The sequence below is a fragment of the Paracoccus sp. T5 genome (assembly GCF_048538155.2).
GTDB lineage: Bacteria > Pseudomonadota > Alphaproteobacteria > Rhodobacterales > Rhodobacteraceae > Paracoccus.
Genome location: NZ_CM135809.1, coordinates 2,328,752 through 2,346,555, shown reverse-complemented (window position 1 = coordinate 2,346,555; position 17,804 = coordinate 2,328,752). Strand labels below are relative to the sequence as shown.

The following is a 17,804-nucleotide window of genomic DNA, read 5'->3' as shown; positions in this document are numbered from 1 at the left end:
TGGAAGCTCTACTGTCGCTGGAGTGTCATTCATCGTCGGCCGTGGACGCACCGACATGCGGAATGGCGCGCTGATCATCCCGCGCCGCCCCTACACAGGAAGCGAAGGGTTGGGACCGGCCCTTTTCGCGGCAGCATCAGGAGGCTTGCACACACTATGGGAAATGCGGATGGACGGAAAACGCGAGCCACGAAAAAGGCGCGCCAAGCGATACCGGCGCGCCCTGAACATTGAAGGCAGCGGCGTTCAGGCCGCTGCGGCCTGCTCCGGCATCGCGACCTTGTAGGGTGCTGCAGGATCGGCTGCATGTCGCGCGGCAAGGTCAGGGAAACGTTTCGACAGCGTCAGGTCGGTGGTCATCATGAGGCTTTCCGCCTCGATCACCTTCCCCTCGGGTCCGGCCTTGGCATAGAGCCAGCTGTGGTTTTCCAGCAGGACGTGGAAGTACTTCAGCCCGTTGATCCGTTCACGGCGCAGGCTGACCTCTTGGGCCGGGACCCGGTAGCCGCCTTGCAGGACGCCGTGGTTGGCAGAGAGGCTGACCCCCTCGATCTCGCAGGGCCGGTCGCGGAACTCGGTGGGGGTCCAGAAGTCGGCCGAGAGCACGGTCTGGACGCCTTTCGAGGACAGGATTCGATCACCGACGTGGATCTCCTCGACGGGGCGCCAGCCATCTTCCATCTGTAGGAGGGTGCCCTCGGCAAAGCAGGGCCCGCCCAAATCCAGCGGCACGCCCGAGGGCGGCACGCCGCCGCTGCTGCTGCTTCCGTCACCACCGCGCGAGGCCAGGAACAGGATTGCAAGGGGGATGAGGGCCAGCCAGTAGTCGCTCGGGCCTGCCATCGGGGGAACGGCGGCAGGCGTCGGGGCAGCCAGAACATCCACGATCGGAACCGCATAGCCGCCTGCAACGGCCGCCTGGCCGGCGCTCATCACCAAGGCGGCCGGTGTCAGCTTGGCCAGACGCTTGCCGATCCGGCTGAGGCCGGGCTGCTGCATCATGCGGCTCAGTGGCGTCGTCGCCAAGGCGAATTTCGGGAGCAGGGGGCGAGGTCCTTGAACAACCCTCCGGCGCGCCGGCGACGTTCCTGCCGCAGGATCGGCCGGTGCCGTTCTGCAACGATTACGGTCGGAAACGGCGCTGTCAACAATCCGGGGTTGTACCATTTGCGTGGACCTCCTCATCAAAATCGGAAAGATCCAAACTATGCGTCACCCCTGCAACTTTAAAAAGTGCAAAAAGACGCGATGGGAGGGGGAGCGGCACAACTCAGGAGTTATTAAAAATACTTTACAATAGCTTAAACCAAATCTGGCGCTATACTTTTGGTTGGGCTGATAATAGTCAAAGGGGTAGTTTCTAGACCCAACGGTCACATTTTGCGCTGACTGCGACCTGAGGCTGAGATCAAGGCCTTCTGATTCGCGAGTTGGGTCCACCAACAGCATCAGTTGGGCTCGGTCTCTCGGTCCTCAAACCAAGCCTCGAGAAGACCGGCCTTCTCGCAGCCATTCATCTGGTCCGGGGGCTGCTTGACCTCACGCATCTAGTTGATGCGCGAGGGCGCCAAGGCGCGGGAGATGCTGGCCTGGCCACGTCCGTGCACGGATGCCTTGTAGTTCTGGATCGTATCAGTCCGCGCCGTATCCAGGAGCCGCCGGCTGATCTGCGAAGGGCTGGCCGAGGTGAACTTGCTGCCCAAGACAGCGGCATAGCCGCTGACGACCGGTGCGGCGAAGGACGTGCCGTAGAGGTTCGACAGGTCACCGTGAACGCCTACTGTCAAGAACTGGCGCTGAACGGCCGGGTTCTTGCCCGCAAAGTTGGAATAGCTGGCAAGTCGGGCCTTCTGCTTCCTTGTCCCGTTTCGGTCCAGCGCGCCCACGAAGATCGTCGAAGGCGTCCCCACCAAGGTCACGTTCAGAAAGTCGGTATTTCCGGAGCGGGTGCCAGCGCCGACCGCCACGCCGTCATTGCCCGCCGCCTTGGCGATCACGGCAGAACCCTTCTTGGCAAAACCGATGAGCGAGCTTTCCTGTGCCGACCACGCGATCTGGCTGGCCCGCGTGCCGGAGCGGGCGAACATGCCATAGCTGAGATTGGCGACATTGAGGCCCGTGCGGCTGAGCGTCACCCGGCGGCCGGTGGAGTAATCATGCGAGGCAAGCATGGAGGAAGGGGCCAGCATCGATCCTTTGAGCCGCGTCCACTCTCCGTGCCGCAGGGGCTGGCTTCCCGTGCCAAGGTCGCCCGACAGGCGCCTGCCGCTGGTGAAGTCGTCCACCACGGTGATGGTCGCGCGTTGGCCGCGATATCCGGCGTTCCAGGCGCCGATGATTTCCGGGCTCATCCAGGCCTGATAGCGCGGCTTTGCCACCGTAGCCGAACTGACGCGCATGGGCATCTTGGACGATCGTTTCTTCTTCGAGGTCTTCGCCAATCCCGAAATCTCTCCGGTCACGGCAGGAGGGGCTGACCAGCTCAAGTGCCCAATCGTCAGCGGCTCGGATCTGGCAGGAGAGGCGAGGCTGAGAGAGGCGGTCAGGCCCAGGAAGGCCGCGAGGATGAACAGGCTATGCTTTGGCACTGCGAGTCTCCACTACTTGTGGTTGCATCGCTCTCCTAGCACGAACACCCGAAGGATTTCAGCAAAAATCTGGGGAAATGTGTATAGTTTTAACTATTCCAAAGCATCCTTCGGCACTATCGGATGTCTATATCGCTTGATAGAACTGGCACGCATTACATCTCATGGTTGTGGAATCAACATGTTGGCGCGGATTGTTAGCTGAGCTTCCGAGAGAGAATGATCCATCGCTACGCGCCAGATGGCAGCGCGACAAAGAACCCGCAAAACGCCAGTTTCTCCTCTCTGCAACTCAAGTCCTGCGAAGGTGCCGGCCCAAGGCCCGCGTCAGCGGAGCCCCTGTGGCACCATGAAGAATTACCGACCCACAGATGACCAGGCTGACCGCGTGCCAGATCACCGCCTCACCGGACCGCTGCTCCATCAGCGAGGCGTAATAGATGCCCGCGACGGCAATCGGTCCGAACCATCCCATGAACAGGGCCTCGGACCTTGTGCGGACGTCGGGCAGCCACCGCCGGAGCAGAAGAAGCACGGGCGGCCGCCGCAGCAGCAGGATGGCCGCGACCAGCAGCGGACCCGACCATCCCAGGTCCATCCATCCCTTCCACGGCAAGACGCTGCCCAGAAGGACAAAGATCGGGATGGCAAAGAAGCGGTTGACCGCCTCCTGTCCATGTTCCTCGTTCTGCCGGTCGGACTGGTTGATGACCTGGGTAAAGGCGATGCCTGCCGCAAAGACCAGCAGAACCTCGTCACTCTTGATGATGCGGCCGATGCCTAGGGCCAGGAAGGCCATCGCCACCGTATAGACCAGCCGCCACTGCTCAAGGATCGCACCGCGCCGCTCGGCCTGCTGCAGCAGCCGTGCAGCCCCATAGCCGATGGCCCCCCCGACCAGGGTGGCAATGCCGATGTCCCACAAGAGCGACTTGCCCAGACAGTGGACCACCGCGTCGCCGGTGGGGCGCGTGATCAGCAGAAACGGCAAAAAGACGAACAAGTAGGCCAGTCCATCGTTCGCGCCCGATTCGAACGAGATGGCATGGCGCAGGTTCTCGGGGATGTTCTTTTCAGCCTCCGCGCCGGTGACAATGGGACTGGCCGCGACCGGATCCGTGGGCGTCACGATCGCGCCGATCAGGGCCGCCAGTCCAAGGGGCAACCCCAGGATCAGAAACACCAGCGCCGTGCTGATGATCCACATCAGGACCATGCTGAGACCGATCAGCTTCAGCATCTCCCTCCAGCGGCGCCGCAGATAGTCGGCTGGGATGCGCAGCGCGACGCCCACAAGGCCGATGCCCAGCACCAGACGCGCGGCATCCTCCATGAGAGAGGCGCGATGACCCGTCGCCTCCAGGTCGATCAGGTTCAGGACCTGCGGACCGACGGCGATCCCGATGAGCAGGGCGAGGAGGGTAGGCGGCAAGGGGCTGCGTGCAAGCCATCTGGACGGCAGGCCCAAGGCCAGCGTGACGCCGCCCAGAAGTGCCACGAGAACGTTAAAGTCGTTCACCGGCCGATCTCCCTTCGATGGGTTGACGAGGCAGGTGGAGGGGCGGGACGCGCCTGCGCCTGTCATCCACTGCGCGGGCCGGCCGGATCATCGGCGGCCTGCGCCCGTTCAGTTGACCTTTTCGGCCGCCATATCGGAGCCGACCTGAGGCTCGCTGGCCGGGTCCTCGCGCAGCGAACGGATTGCGTCGGACCAGATCTGGGTGGGATTGGCGGTGGAATCGAAATCCGCCCGCCCGCTGACCTTCTGTCCGTCCCAGGCCAAGGCAAAGCTGTCCATCGCCAGGTTGCGGGTCATCTCCAGTTTGACGCCGCGGACGACGGTTTCGCCGATGATATCGAGATCGCTCATGATGCACTCCTTGAACGCTTCCATAAGTAATAAGCTTCAGGGCACGAATAGTTCCCCCTGCAGTGCGGCAGAGGGGCGGCCTACCGGCGGCCGGGGCGGATCAAACGGTGGCGCCGGGGCCACGCAGCGCTGAGTTTCGCAAGTTCCTGCCGAGCGTGAACCGAGGCCCGTTCCTGTGAGAAACGGCAAGTGCCGGAGGGAGAAAATCAAGGTGAGGCTGACTGGCGCGCGTGACGAGGACTTCGGACGCATCGGCCCGCTCCTGCCACTGGCACCAGCATCAGGTGCGGTCCGCCGGCAACAAAACAACAAGAATGGGCGGGCAGGAGGTCAGGAGCGCAGGCAATCTGATGAGCGACAGTTCGACTGGCAACATTCAAATCCCTTCGTGCAACCTGCCAAGATGGACGGTATGCCGCGCCGAAACCTGAAAGGATGCTTCCGAAGGTAGGCGCCGAGAAGCTGCGCCTTTTGCTGCTTGGCTGAAACGATCCTGTCTGAAACCGACATGCATTTTGCCGCGAAATTGAGGAAAGGACCAATACCGGAAGCCGCAGCGGGAAATGTACCCAAAAACAGCGAATGAAAAACGGCGCGCGGTTGCGCGCCGCATCAGGCAGAGGAGTCAAAAATCCCTCGGCGCTTCACTCCGCGGGCACGGTATTCCTGCGGTTCCACCGGATCGAGGACCAGAGCGATATCCCGATCAGTCCCGCCCCGCCCAGGCCGGTGATGACCTCCGGGATATGCACCAGCGCCTGGGCGAACATGACAACCGACAGCGCGATGATGGCGTAGAAGGCGCCGTGTTCCAGATAGCGGTATTCGGACAGGGTGCTGTTCTCGACCAGCATGATGGTCATCGACCGCACATACATCGCCCCGATCCCCAGGCCGATCGCGATCACGAACAGGTTCTGGCTGAGCGCAAAGGCCCCGATCACGCCGTCAAAGCTGAAGGAGGCGTCCAGCACCTCCAGATACAGGAACGCCCCCAGGCCGCCGCGGGCCGCGCCGTGCAGGGTCTCCTGCGTGCTGTCCAGAAGTCCGCCCAGCACCTCGACCAGCAGAAAGGTCATCAGCCCCCAGATCGCGGCGCCGAAGAACACCTCGCGCTCGGTCCCCTGCAGCAGGTGCGAAAAGCCCAGCACGAACAGCAGCACGACAGCCACCTCGATCCCGCGGATGCTGGCGTATTTCGCCATGTGCCGTTCGACCCAGTGGACCCAGTGCACGTCCTTTTCATGGTCAAAGAAGAAGCTGAGCCCGACCATCATCAGGAAGGTCCCGCCGAAGGCCGCGATCGGCAGATGCGCCTCGTGCATGATATGGGCATATTCCTCGGGCTGGCTGGCGGCCAGCAGCAGCGCCTGCCACGGCCCGATTCCCGCCGCGATCACGACGATCAGCAGCGGAAAGACGATCCGCATGCCGAAGACCGCGATCAGGATGCCCCAGGTCAGGAAGCGCCGCTGCCACTCGGGGCGCATCTCCTTGAGCTTGTTGGCATTGACGATGGCATTGTCGAAGGACAGCGAGATTTCCAGAACCGCCAGCACCGCGCAGATGAAGAGGATCGACAGCATCCCCGACAGGGTTCCCGTGGTCTGCCAGCCCAGAACCGCCCCGAGCGCGAGGCCGAGGCCGGTGACGATGATCGCCCATTTCAGATAGGACAGCACAGGACGGCCCGCGCGCGATCCTCCTGCCGATGGCGAGGTATCCTTGTTCATGATGGATTTGGTCCAGGCGGCTGGAAAGGAACAGGTGCCGACATCACGAAAGCGCCGCCACTTTCGCCAGAGGGGCCCGGTCACCGCTCGACTGCGCCAAAGCGCCGCAGGCATCTAGCGCGCCCTGGTCCGGGCCGACAAGCGTCAAGGCCGACTTTTTGCTGAAGATCATAGGGGCGGAGGCAGAAAAATGCCCCGCCCGCAAGGGCAGGGCCAGTTCCAACAGGGAGTATGGGTCAACAACCTTGCGGCGAAAACGTTCCCGCCCCTGTCCCGCCCGTCACTGATTTTCCTGCTTGTAGTCGCCGGGCTTGGCGGGGTTCATCACGTCGAACTCCTCGGGCGAATGGGGCACGCCATGATGGTCGCCCTGGCCGTTCTGGCGGGGCGGGTCGGTGGCCGGGTTGTCGTGCTTGGGCTTTTCCTGGGTCATGATCAGGTCCTCCTGCAGGCTAACGGGCGGGCGGGGCGGTTGTTCCCCTGCAGGCGCCCTCAGCGCGCGGCGGCGATGGCCAGCCCGTCGGTCACCGCCGTGAAGACGTCCTTGAAGGAATGGCCGGCCGCCGGAAACCGCGCCTTCATCGTGGCCGAGACCATCGACATCAGGCTGGAGCCGCCGACATAGACGACCTGGCGCACATCCGCCGCATCGATGCCCGCAAGGCGCAGCGTTTCATCGGCGCCCTCGGCCAGGGTCGCGGCATGGCGGGCCAGGCTGTCGGCCAGCGCCTCGGGCGGCAGCGGGGCAGAGAGCCCGCGCTCGACCTGGTCCAGAAGGATGCGCGGCTGGGCCTCGCCCGCATTGGCCGCGATCTTGCCCCGCTCGACCGCAAAGGCCAGATCGTGACCCAGCTCGTCCTCCAGCACGCGGGCCAGCCGCGACAACCTGTCCGGATGCTGGGCGAGGCGCAGCATCTCGGCCACCATCCGGCGGTTCTGGGGCGTATAGACGAAGGGGATCTTCTCCCAGGTGGCCAGGTCGTTGTAGATAGCGTTGGGCGTGGGCGAGGTGCCAGCCCCCATCGCCTTGCGCAGCTGGCTGCCCTTGCCCAGCAGCGGCATCACCCGGTCGATGTTGATCGCGCGGTCGAAATCGGTGCCGCCGATGCGCACCCCGTGATTGGCCAGGATCGCGATGCCGCCGCCCTCCGACCGGAACAGCGAAAAATCCGACGTGCCGCCCCCCACGTCCACGATCAGCCCGATGGTGCCCGGCTGATCCAGGGCGCCGCTGGCGATCGCCGCGGCCTCGGGTTCGGGCAGGAACTCCACCTCGCGAAAGCCCGCCTCCAGATAGCAGCGGCGCAGATCCTCCTCGGCCTGCGCCTCGCGCGGGTCGCTGGCGCCGTGAAAGACCACCGGCCGCCCGGACAGGGCGCGGTCGAAGGTCAGGCCGGTCTGCGCTTCGGCCCTGATCTTGATCTGGTTCAGAAAGCGCGCGATGATGTCGACGAAGGTCACGCCCTGGTTCAGGATCTGGCGCTTTTCATGCATCAGGCCGGTGCCCAGGACACGTTTCAGCGCGCGCATGAAACGTCCTTCGACCCCGTCCAGCAGCGCCTGGTTGGCCGGATCGCCGATCAGGGTGCGCCGGCTTTCGTGGTCGAAGAAGAAGGTCGTGGGCATCGTGGTCTGGCCCGGCGCCAGTTCGATCAGCCGCGGCCTGCCATCGCTAAGATAGCCCGCCGCCGAATTCGAGGTGCCAAAGTCGATGCCCAAGCTGCGGCGCTGCGATGCCATGCCCATTCTCCTGCCTCGGGGACGAGGCTGGCGGGGATAGGCAGGCATTCCCCGGCTGTCAAGCAGGTGGCCCGCGCCTCAGCCGGGTGGCAGTTCAACCTCACCCAAGGCGGTTCGGAAGGCCGGGCGCGCCTTGCACCGTGCCAGATAATCCTCCAGCGCCGGGCAGGCCTCCAGCGAGGTCACCTGCGCCGCCGCCCAGAGCGAATAGCCGATCTGGCAGTCGGCGCCGGAAAATTCGCTGAGCAGCCATTCCGACCCGTCCAGCCAGTCGTCCAGCAGGGTCAGGCCCTGGGCCAGCCGGTCCGAGGCCCCCGGTTCGGCGCGCCGCGCGACCTGCTGCAGCAGCGTTTCGGAATAATGCAGCCAGTCCAGCCAGCCGATCCGCCCCGAGGCACCGGGCGCGCGCCACAGGTCCGGCGCCCGGGTTTCGCACAGCCATTCGGTCATGGCCCCGGTTTCGTGCATGGTGACCTTGCCATCCCGCAGGGCGGGCGGGCGCGGGGGATGCAGCGCCGCCTGCAGCGTATCCGGCGCATCAAGGCGCTCCAGCGCGTAATCGCAGCCGATCTCCTCCAGCAGCCACAGGATGCGGGTGGAACGCGAATGGGGCACATGCCACAGGGTCAGGTCGGTCGTCATCGCGCCAGTAACGCACGGTGCCTTGGCTTTCGCAATGGGGCGACGCCCTGATCTCAGAACAGGATGTCGTCCAGGTTTTCGGCCTGGGTCGGGGCCGGTCCGGCCTTTGCCGGCGGGGCGGAAGTCGCAGGATCGGCCAGGATGGCATCATGGATGATGCGTTCCTGCTGCATGGAATAGCGCAGGCGCATGCGGGCCATGACCTCGGCCGCGGCGCTGCCCGGTGCGGGGGGCAAGGCAAGGGCGGGCAGGCCCTGGCGTCGATGCGCCAGATCGGCGCCGACAGCCGCCAGCCTGTCGCGCACGGCCAGATAACCCGACAACAGCTGCACCCCTTCGCCCAGGCGCACCGGCAGGACACGCCCCGTCGCGTCAAAGCCCGCCGCCGTATCCAGGATCGCCTTTTCGCTCTCGTCGACCAGCGCCGCCAGCGCCTCGGCCGTCCCGCCCATCGCCTGGGCCTGGCTTTCCAGCTGCTCGACGCTGGCGATGCCGACGCGGTTGGTGCAGGTCCGCATCGCGTCCAGCGAAGCCTGCAGCCGGCCCACGATGTGGTCGCTCTGGTCGGTCAGGGCGCGCAGCCAGCTGGCCAGCTCCCGCAGCGGCCGGCCGTCATTGCCCAGCTTGGCGCAGATCAGCACCGCATTCAGCCCCGACAGCCGCACATGATGGGCGATCTGGCGCAGTGTCCGTTCATGCGCCAGGATCATGTCCAGTCGGTCGCCGACCGCGACGGCCTGGTGGCGCATGGCGGCCAGTTCGCTGCCCATCCGGCCCAGGTTCAGGGCCAGCCGGCCGTGCCGTTCCCGCGGTGCCGCGCCCTGGGATGCGCCCGACAGGTAGAAATCGCGCGCCGTGCCGATCGCCTCCGCCGCACCGGCCTGAACGTCGCGCAGCGCATCAAGCGAGCCGGACACCTCGGCCACCATCTCCCCGACGGCGCCCCCGATCAGCCCCTCGGCCAGGGCAAGGGCTGCATATTCCACGCCGGTGTCGCGCTCGGCCGCGCCCTCGATCACCACGGCGCGGGCGCGTTCCAGGCGCTGCCGGGTGGAATCGCCGATCTGCAGGGCCACGATCAGCCGCGAGACCTCGGAAAAGACGTGGTTCATCCGGGCCGCCAGGTCGGCGCTGGCACGGGCGGTCTGGTCCTGGTCCTTGAGGACGCCGGCGCCGGTCCGGGCCAGGCGCACGATCAGCGGCATCACCTCGATCGTCACCGTCTCGCGCAGCTGGGCCGCAACCTTGCCCATCGTCTCGATGTCCTCGGTCACGCCGTCCATGGCGTCCTTGACCTGGCGCAGCACGTCCTCGGCCTCGCTGGCCATTTCCGCCAGGCGCTGGATGAAGGCCGTGACCTGCGGCTGGCGCGGGGTCAGCACATTGCCCTGGATGCGGGCGTTGATGGCCACGTTGGACATGGTCCGCACGACGCGGTCCAGCTCCGACACCTCGACCCGGATGCCGTGGACGGCGCTGCGCAGGCCCTGGCTGTCGTCCAGGAAAGAGGCAAAGTCCTGCTGGAGCCTCTGGATGTCGCCCTCGACCTGCGCGGTCAGCTTCTCCAGCGCGGCGCGGCTGTCGGGGCCCAGGCTTTGTTCCAGGCGCGCAAAGTGATCCTGCAGCGCTCGCAGGCTGTCCACGGCCGCCTCCAGGTTGCGGCCGGCGGACAGGAACCTGTCCTCGGTCACCTGCAGCACCTCGTCCAGCGGCGCCAGGGCCGCGGCGGTCCATGCCGGATCATGCCGCGGGGCAATCGGTGTCTGGATCATGCGCTTTCTCCCATCCGGTGGCGGCGGGCGAAATTCATGATCGCGGCGGCCATCTTGTCCAAAGGCAGGCTGAGGCCGACGGCCCCCGCCTGTACGGCTTCGCGCGGCATCCCATAGACCGCGCATGAGGCTTCGTCCTGCGCGACGGTGGGCGATCCCGCCCGCCGCATCTCGGCCAGGCAGCGGGCGCCGTCGTCGCCCATGCCGGTCAGGATGATGCCCATGGCATTCGCCCCCGCCGCCGTCGCGGCCGAGCGGAACAGCACATCGACCGAAGGGCGGTGCCGGCTGACATAGGGTCCCCCCTGGACCGAGACGCGATAGGCCCCGGGTCCCCGCCGCAGCAGCAGATGATGGTCGCCGCGGGCCACGACGACCCGGCCCGCGCCCAGCTGCGCCCCGTCCGTCGCCTCGGCGACCGAGACGGCGCAGGCGGCGTCCAGGCGGCGGGCAAAGGCGCCGGTAAAGCCTTCGGGCATGTGCTGGACGATGGCGATGGCGGGCGCGTCCGGGGGCAGCATCGTCAGCACCCGCAACAGCGCATCCGTCCCGCCGGTCGAGGCGCCGATGCAGACGACCGGCTCGGTCCGGGGGGCGGGGCGCAGGAAGGTGGGCGGCGGCAGGATCTCGTCCGCGGTCAGCTTGGGGCCGGGGGCGTGGAACTGCGCCATCATCGCGGCCGAGGCGCCGCGTGTGCGCGCGGCCGCCCGCAGCGCGTCGCAGATGCGGATGGCGCCTTCGCCGCGCTGCTGCGCATTGCCCTGGGCGGGCTTCAGGATCGCCTCGACGGCGCCTGCATCCAGGGCCGCGATGCTCTGGTCCGACCCGCGCTCGGTGGCGCCCGAACAGACGACGACCGGGATCGGGTGCTGGGCCATGATCTTGCGCAGGAAGGTCAGCCCGTCCATGCCCGGCATCTCCAGGTCCAGCAGGATGACATCGGGCAGGGCGGTGCGCATCGTGCGGGCCGCGGCCATCGCATCGGCCGCCACGGCCATCACGCTGAGGGCCGGATCGCTTTCCACGATATGGCGCAGCATCGCCCGTGCCGAGGCGCTGTCATCCACGATCAGGACCTTGATCGCCGGTGCTGCCGAAGATGCCATGACGCTACTCCTTTCGGAAGATCGTGGGGCGGACCTGGCGCAGCCCCGGGTGGCGGACGGCCATCGATTCCGAATGACCGACCAGCAGATGGCCGCCGGGCGCCAGATGCGTGACCATCCTGGCGATCACCCGGTCCTTGTCCTCGGCCGCGAAATAGATCAGCACGTTGCGCAGCAGGATCACGTCCACGTCCCGGTCCACCGGATAGGCGTCATCCATCAGGTTCAGGTAACGGAACCGCACCCGCCGCCGCAGCTCCGGCACCATGCGCGCCTTGCCCGCCAGCGCCGGATCGGCCGAGGTCATGACATAGCGCCGCAACAAGTGCGCCGGGACGGTGGCCAGCTGGTCGCTGTCATAGACCGCCGCCGTCGCGCGTTCGAGCATGCGATAAGAGATGTCGGTGCCCAGGATCGCATAGTCGAACCGCCGCCCGGCCCGCTGCGCCTCGGCCAGGACCATGGCGGCGGTGAAGGCCTCGGCCCCTTCCGAACTGGCAGCGCTCCACAGCTTCAGGCGCGGGGTCAGGCCGGTCCCGCGTCGCCGCAGGATCGCGGGCAGGATCTCGTCCACCAGGAAATCGAAATGCGACGGCTCGCGAAAGAAGCTGGTGGTGTTGGTGGTGATCAGGTCGATCACGATGCGCAGCTCGTCGGTCATGTCGCGGTCTTCCAGCAGCATGCGCAGATAGGTCTCGGTATCGCGCAGGCCAAAGGCCATGACGCGTCGCCGCAGCCGCTGGTCGATCATCTGCACCTTGCTGGCCGGCAGGCTGATGCCCGTCAGCGACCCGATCAGGTCGCGAAAACGGTCGCCATAGCTTGGCGGGACAAGCAGGGTCATCGGAACACCGTCATTCCGCCGCATCCATCTGCGGCTGCACCGGCACGACCGGCACGGCCGCGAACAGCTTGTCCAGGTTCAGGACGCTGACCACCTGGCCCTTGCGGCGGCCGATGCCGGCGACCGCGCCGCCGGTCCATTGCAGCAGGCCCGCCTCGGTCATGGGGCGCAGCTCGGGATCATCAAGGCAGGTCACCTCGATCACCCGGTCGGTCCGGATGCCGATGATCGCGCGGTCCTGGCCGCTGACCATCCACACCACCAGGATGCGGGTCTGCGGCGTGTCGGGCGACGGCGGCAGGCCCAGCAGGTTGCGCAGGTCGACCACCGGGACGTTTTCGCCCCGCAGGTCGATGATGCCCAGCAGATGCGCGGGTGCGTTCGGCATCGGCGCGATGGGCCGAAGATCCAGGATCTCCTGCACGCGCGACACGAGGATCGCATAAAGCGATCCGTCCGCCTCAAAGGTGACGACGTCCGAACTGACCTGCGTCATGGCTCTCCCTCCCTGCCTCAGGCCGCGTTGCTGCGCTTGAACCGGGCGTCGAGGTCGTCATCCTCGGTTCCCAGGTCAAAGTCGAAGCCACCCCCTGTCGCGGGCACGGGGACCGGCGCCTTGCGGCGCGGGGCCGGGGCAACGGCGGCAGGCGCGCCGGGACGGGGAGCCGCGATCGCCGGCGACAGATCGCCCTCCGAGACGTTGAAGAACCCGACCGCAGCGGCCAGCCGGTCGGACTGGCTGGCCAGTTCGGTGGCGCTGGCCGACAGCTGTTCGGAGGCTGCAGTGTTTTCCTGCGTGACCTTGTCCAGTTGCTGGATCGACATGCTGATCTGGGTGCTGCCGGTGGCCAGCTCGCGTGAGGCGACCGAGATCTCGGTCACCAGGGCCGAGGTCTTTTCGATGTCCGGCACCAGACCTTGCAGCATCTCGCCCGCGCTGGCGGCCGTGCGCACCGTCGCGGCTGACAGCGACGAGATCTCGGCGGCCGCCGTCTGGCTGCGTTCGGCCAGCTTGCGCACTTCGGCCGCCACGACGGCAAAGCCGCGTCCGTGTTCGCCGGCCCGTGCGGCCTCGACCGCGGCGTTCAGGGCCAGCAGGTCGGTCTGGCGGGCGATCTCCTGCACGATCATGATCCGGTCGGCGATGGTCTGCATTGCCTGCACCGCCTCGGCCACGGCCTTGCCGCTCTGCCGGGCATCGGCGGCCGACTTGGTGGCGATCTGCTCGGTCGCGGTGGCGTTGTCGGCGCTCTGCTTGATGTTGGCGGTCATCTGCTCGACCGCGGCTGAAACCTCCTCGGTCGCAGATGCCTGCTGGCTTGCGCCCTCCGACAGCTGTTCCGAGGTCGCGGCCATCTGGGTGCTGCCCGAGGCGACGTTGCGCACGGCGGTGGAGACATTTCCCACCACGTCGCGCAGCTTGACCACCATGTCGTTCAGGCCCGACAGCAGGTCGCCCAGTTCGTCATTGCGCCGGGTGCCCTCAGTGGCCCGCAGCTCTCCGTTTGCGACGCGGCTGGTTTGCGCCACGGCCTGCGCCAGGCCGCGGGAGATCGAGACGACCACGACCAGTGCGCCCAGCCCGCCGATGACCAGCGAGGCGGCCAGCAGCAGGATCAGGTTGCGCTGCGCGGCCTCATAGCTGGCCGCGACCGCCGAGATGTCATCGTTGATCTTTGCCTTGAAGGCGTCGCGGGCATCCAGAAGGGCGGCCATGGACTGGTCGGTCAAGGCTGCCGCCTCGGTGTGGTAGAGGGTGTTGGCAGTATCCCCCTGGCCACTCAGTTCCGACCGGACGATCCGCTGGTTCAGCTCCCAGAGCTGCTGGCCGATGCTGCGATAGTTTTCCAGCGCCGCGACCACCCCGGCCTCGTCACCCGCCTTGGCCAGAACCTCGGCGTAAAACGCGTCGATCTTGGCCTTGGTGCTGTCCATCTCGCCGCGCAGCGAGGGGATGTGCTGGTCGGGCGCATCGGGCAGGCCGATCAGGATCTCGGCCACGGTGGAACGCAGCCGCAGCTCCTCGCTGACAAGGTCCTCGTTCACCATCAGGGCGGCGACCTCGACCTGGACGGTCTTGTTGTACTGGTCGTTCGACTGCTTGAGTTCCTCAAGCGCGATCAGCATGGATATGCCCGCCAAGGCAAAGACAAAGGCGAAGATGGCCACAAGCTTGGCCTTGATCGTGAAACGCATCACGGGGTTCCTTTTCATGGGTGGTCCGCTGCCCTGCTGGCCTGGGCGGCAAAGATGTTGGTCAGGTCCGGGATCAGCACGAAGCCGTCGGGGCTGTTGTAGAGCCCGCTGATATGGTCGGCGGGCCAGGCGGTGGCCGAGACGGGGGCCGCCTCGATCTGGGCGGCCTTGACCGTGGTCACCTCGTGGACGGCGTCCGCCATGATCGCGACGGTGGCCAGGTCGCCCTCCAGATCGACCTCCAGAACCATGATCCGGCGCCGGTCGTCCTGGCCCTGGTCGGGGATGCCAAGCGCGTGACGCAGGTTGGCCAGCGGCACGACCGAGCCGCGGACATTGACCACGCCCGGAACGAAGGGACCGGCGCGCGGAACCCGCGTCACGGGCAGGGGGTCCAGGATCTCGCGCAGCGCGCAGGCGGGGATCGCCAGCTTCTGCGCGCCCACGGTCAGGGTGATGACGGTCAGGTCATCGCCGGGGGTGATCGCGCTCATGCCGCCACCTCGCGCGTGGCCGGGTCGGGCAGGCTCTGCCCAAGGGCCAGAAGATGCGTCACGTCCAGGATCAGCGCCACGGAACCGTCGGCCAGGATGGTCGCGCCCGACACGGCGCGGACATTCGCATGCAGTTTCGACATCTGCTTGATCACCGTCTGGTTGGTGCCGATGATGCGGTCGACCACCACGCCCACGCGGGTGTCGCCAAGCGTCACGATGACCACGTTCTGGTCCGGCCCCGGCCGGCCGTCGCAGGCGAACAGCTGGCGCAGGCGCAGGAAGGGGACAAAACGGCCCCGGATCTCCAGAAAGTCGCTTGCTCGGTTCGGGACCCGCTTTTGCGCGGGCAGCTCCACGATCTCCTGCACCGCCGCCATCGGCAGGATATAGCGTTCGCCGGCGACCTCGATCAGCAGGCCGTCGATGATGGCCAGGGTCAGCGGCAGGCGCAGAGTGACGGTCGTGCCTTCGCCCAAACGCGAGTCGATGCTGATGGCGCCGCGCAGCCCGTCGATGGTGCGCCGCACCACGTCCATGCCCACGCCGCGCCCGGAAATCTCGGTCACCGCGGCAGCGGTCGAAAAGCCCGGCTCGAAGATCAGGGCAAAGCACTGGGCCTCGGTCAGGACCGCATCGGGCGCGATCAGCCCGGCAGAGACCGCCTTGGCGCGCAGCTTGTCGGGGTTCATGCCGCGGCCGTCGTCGCGGATCCGGATCAGCACCTCGGCGCCCGCATGTTCCGCCGACAGCTCGACCCGGCCCTCGGCGGGCTTTCCGGCGGCCAGGCGGTCCTCGGGCGTCTCCAGCCCGTGGTCCAGCGAATTGCGCAGGATGTGCACGATCGGATCGGCCAGCTTCTCGATCACCGTCTTGTCCAGTTCGGTGTCCTCGCCCAGCACGGCAAAGCTGATCGGCTTGCCAAGCGTGTCCGACAGGCCCAAGACCAGCCGGCGAAACCGCGCGACCAGGCTGCGCATCGGCACCATCCGCATGGTCATGGTGCTGTCGCGCAGCCGCGCGGCCAGGCGGGTGATCTGTTCGGCCGTGGCCATCAGCGCGGCATCGCGGCTTTCGCGCGCCAGTTCCGTCAGCCGCGCCTCCAGGATGACCAGCTCGCCCACGCTGTCCATCAGCGCGTCCAGCCGCTCTGCTGGCACGCGGATCGTGGCACCGGCCTGCGCTGCCGCAGGTTCGGCCCCGGCGCGCGGGGCGGCGGCGGGTGCCAGGGCGGGGCTGTCGGGGGTCGCCTCCGCTGTCGGTTCGAAGGCAGGGACGGCGTCCGGTGCCGCCACGGGAAGGGGCTCATCGCGGCTCAGGCGCCAATCGGCGTCGGCAAAGATGAACACATCCTCGATCTGCGCCTCGGTCACGGCGGCCGGCAGGTCCATCGCCCAGAGCAGGTGGCAGCTGCCGGGGTCCAGGCGGTCCAGAGGCGGCACGGCGCTGGTGTCGCAGGTGATGGCGGTGGCGCCCAGACTGCGCAGTTCGTCCAGGATGATGTCGGGCCGCGCCCCCATCGCAAAGGCCGCGCCGCGCAGGCCGAAGGTCAGCCGCGCATGACCGGCGTCTGCGGCGGGCGCCGGGGCGGCGGGCGCCGCTGCCGTCATCTGCGCCTCCAGGGCCTGCAGGATGGCCTGGCGCCGCCCCTCGGGGTCGGGAACGCCCTCGACCAGGCCGGGGATCTGGTCGCGCGCCTCCAGCGACAGGTGGATGATGTCCAAGGTGACGACGGCCGCGCCCGACCTGATCCTGTCGAACAGGGTCTCGAAGCTGTGGATGAAGGCGGCCAGCTCGGCAAAGCCGAACATCGCGCCGCTGCCCTTCACCGTGTGCAGGTCGCGGAACACCTGGTTCACCAGCGCCATGTCCTGCGGCGCCGCCTCCAGGTCCAGCAGCCCGCGCTCCAGGCTTTCCAGCAGGTCCCTCAGCTCTTCGCGAAAGATCGCGGCCATGTCGTCCATCATCAGCCCAGGACCTTGCGGATGACGGCCAGCAGCTTGTCCTGGCTGAAGGGCTTGACCATCCACCCCAGGGCGCCCGCCTCGCGCGCCTGCTGCTTCAGCGTCTCCTCGGAATCGGTGGACAGCACGATGATGGGAACGCCCGCGCCCGACGGATGCTTGCGCAGCTCGCGGATGAAGCCCAGCCCGTCCAGGTTGGGCATGTTCTGGTCGGTGATGATCGCATCAAAGCGTTCGGACGTGGCCTTGCCCAGGCCGTCGCGCCCATCCACGGCCTCAACGACCCGATAGCCCGCATCGGTCAGGGTCATGGCGATCATGCGCCGGATCGACGGGGAATCGTCCACCGTCAGCACAGTCTTGGTCATCTTGGGGCACCTTCTTCGCCTGTCTGTCCTTTGCCGCCGAGGGCGAAGCTCAGGCCCAGCTTTTGGGCCAGGGCGCCCGGGGCGCCCGACGCCTCCAGACCGACCTGCAGCTCGTGCCCGCTTTGGTCCGCCATGCGCTGCGCCGCGACCAGAAGCTGCAGGACCGCCGCATCGGCCCGTGCCAGTCCCGTTGCATCGATACGGACCGGGCCCTGTGCCAGCGCGTCCTGCAGCGTCCGGGACAGTCCTTCGGCCTCTGCCAATGTGATCTCTCCGCTCAGCGGCACCACCGTGGATGTCATGTCGTTTCCAATTGCCAAGCCGTCAGCGCCAGCAGCATGCCGGGCCTCGCCAAGCCGGGCAGGGTAGCCCGCATCCGGCAGGGCTTCTTACGGACCATCGCGACGGCTTCTTTAGGTCGCTGACCGAATGGGTGGGCCATCCGCCAAATGGCGGGAACCCTGGCTCTGGGGACACGGGCGCTGCG

General features: G+C 66.9%; 18 protein-coding genes. All 18 read right to left on the bottom strand.

What is annotated here, in order from left to right:
• Positions 1–246: 246 nt before the first annotated feature.
• Positions 247–1,026 (bottom strand): Hint domain-containing protein, encoded by a 780-nt coding sequence (locus tag ACNR9W_RS11555; protein ID WP_419267150.1) that lies wholly within the window; start codon positions 1,024–1,026, stop codon positions 247–249.
• A gap of 521 nt (positions 1,027–1,547) precedes the next feature.
• Positions 1,548–2,405 (bottom strand): S8 family serine peptidase, encoded by an 858-nt coding sequence (locus ACNR9W_RS11550; RefSeq protein ID WP_458478490.1) that lies wholly within the window; start codon positions 2,403–2,405, stop codon positions 1,548–1,550.
• 475 nt (positions 2,406–2,880) lie between these two features.
• Positions 2,881–4,107 carry a cation:proton antiporter domain-containing protein gene (locus ACNR9W_RS11545; RefSeq protein WP_419267152.1) on the bottom strand — a complete coding sequence of 409 codons (1,227 nt, stop codon included), beginning with the start codon at positions 4,105–4,107 and terminating at the stop codon, positions 2,881–2,883.
• Between the two features lie 108 nt (positions 4,108–4,215).
• Positions 4,216–4,458, bottom strand: coding sequence for a hypothetical protein (locus ACNR9W_RS11540; RefSeq protein ID WP_419267153.1), 243 nt, complete (start codon positions 4,456–4,458; stop codon positions 4,216–4,218).
• Positions 4,459–5,102: 644 nt separating this feature from the next.
• Complete coding sequence (locus ACNR9W_RS11535; protein WP_419267154.1) at positions 5,103–6,191, bottom strand: DUF475 domain-containing protein; 1,089 nt, start codon at positions 6,189–6,191, stop codon at positions 5,103–5,105.
• Between the two features lie 43 nt (positions 6,192–6,234).
• Positions 6,235–6,414, bottom strand: a complete 180-nt coding sequence (locus tag ACNR9W_RS11530; protein WP_419267155.1) for a hypothetical protein — start codon at positions 6,412–6,414, stop codon at positions 6,235–6,237.
• Positions 6,415–6,471: 57 nt separating this feature from the next.
• Positions 6,472–6,624 (bottom strand): hypothetical protein, encoded by a 153-nt coding sequence (locus ACNR9W_RS11525; RefSeq protein WP_419267156.1) that lies wholly within the window; start codon positions 6,622–6,624, stop codon positions 6,472–6,474.
• 59 nt (positions 6,625–6,683) lie between these two features.
• Positions 6,684–7,931 (bottom strand): Hsp70 family protein, encoded by a 1,248-nt coding sequence (locus tag ACNR9W_RS11520; protein ID WP_419267157.1) that lies wholly within the window; start codon positions 7,929–7,931, stop codon positions 6,684–6,686.
• Positions 7,932–8,009: 78 nt separating this feature from the next.
• On the bottom strand, positions 8,010–8,573 hold the full coding sequence (locus ACNR9W_RS11515) for a glutathione S-transferase family protein (protein WP_419267158.1): 564 nt from the start codon (positions 8,571–8,573) through the stop codon (positions 8,010–8,012).
• A gap of 53 nt (positions 8,574–8,626) precedes the next feature.
• Positions 8,627–10,345, bottom strand: a complete 1,719-nt coding sequence (locus ACNR9W_RS11510; protein WP_419267159.1) for a hypothetical protein — start codon at positions 10,343–10,345, stop codon at positions 8,627–8,629.
• Positions 10,342–11,451 carry a chemotaxis-specific protein-glutamate methyltransferase CheB gene (gene cheB, locus ACNR9W_RS11505; RefSeq protein WP_419267160.1) on the bottom strand — a complete coding sequence of 370 codons (1,110 nt, stop codon included), beginning with the start codon at positions 11,449–11,451 and terminating at the stop codon, positions 10,342–10,344. Before cheB ends, ACNR9W_RS11510 begins: the two co-directional genes overlap by 4 nt.
• Positions 11,452–11,455: 4 nt before the next feature.
• Positions 11,456–12,295, bottom strand: a complete 840-nt coding sequence (locus ACNR9W_RS11500) for a CheR family methyltransferase (protein WP_419267161.1) — start codon at positions 12,293–12,295, stop codon at positions 11,456–11,458.
• Between the two features lie 10 nt (positions 12,296–12,305).
• Entirely contained in the window at positions 12,306–12,791 is a 486-nt protein-coding gene (locus ACNR9W_RS11495; RefSeq protein ID WP_419267162.1) for a chemotaxis protein CheW, read from the bottom strand.
• Positions 12,792–12,808: 17 nt separating this feature from the next.
• The gene (locus ACNR9W_RS11490; protein ID WP_419267163.1) at positions 12,809–14,491 is read right to left on the bottom strand and encodes a methyl-accepting chemotaxis protein; all 1,683 of its coding nucleotides are present in this window, start codon (positions 14,489–14,491) and stop codon (positions 12,809–12,811) included.
• A gap of 14 nt (positions 14,492–14,505) precedes the next feature.
• Positions 14,506–14,985, bottom strand: a complete 480-nt coding sequence (locus tag ACNR9W_RS11485; RefSeq protein WP_419267164.1) for a chemotaxis protein CheW — start codon at positions 14,983–14,985, stop codon at positions 14,506–14,508.
• The gene (locus ACNR9W_RS11480; RefSeq protein WP_419267165.1) at positions 14,982–16,952 is read right to left on the bottom strand and encodes a chemotaxis protein CheA; all 1,971 of its coding nucleotides are present in this window, start codon (positions 16,950–16,952) and stop codon (positions 14,982–14,984) included. Before ACNR9W_RS11480 ends, ACNR9W_RS11485 begins: the two co-directional genes overlap by 4 nt.
• Entirely contained in the window at positions 16,952–17,317 is a 366-nt protein-coding gene (locus ACNR9W_RS11475; RefSeq protein WP_419267166.1) for a response regulator, read from the bottom strand. Before ACNR9W_RS11475 ends, ACNR9W_RS11480 begins: the two co-directional genes overlap by 1 nt.
• On the bottom strand, positions 17,314–17,637 hold the full coding sequence (locus ACNR9W_RS11470; protein ID WP_419267167.1) for an STAS domain-containing protein: 324 nt from the start codon (positions 17,635–17,637) through the stop codon (positions 17,314–17,316). The genes ACNR9W_RS11475 and ACNR9W_RS11470 overlap by 4 nt, the downstream gene beginning before the upstream one ends.
• Positions 17,638–17,804 lie beyond the last annotated feature (167 nt).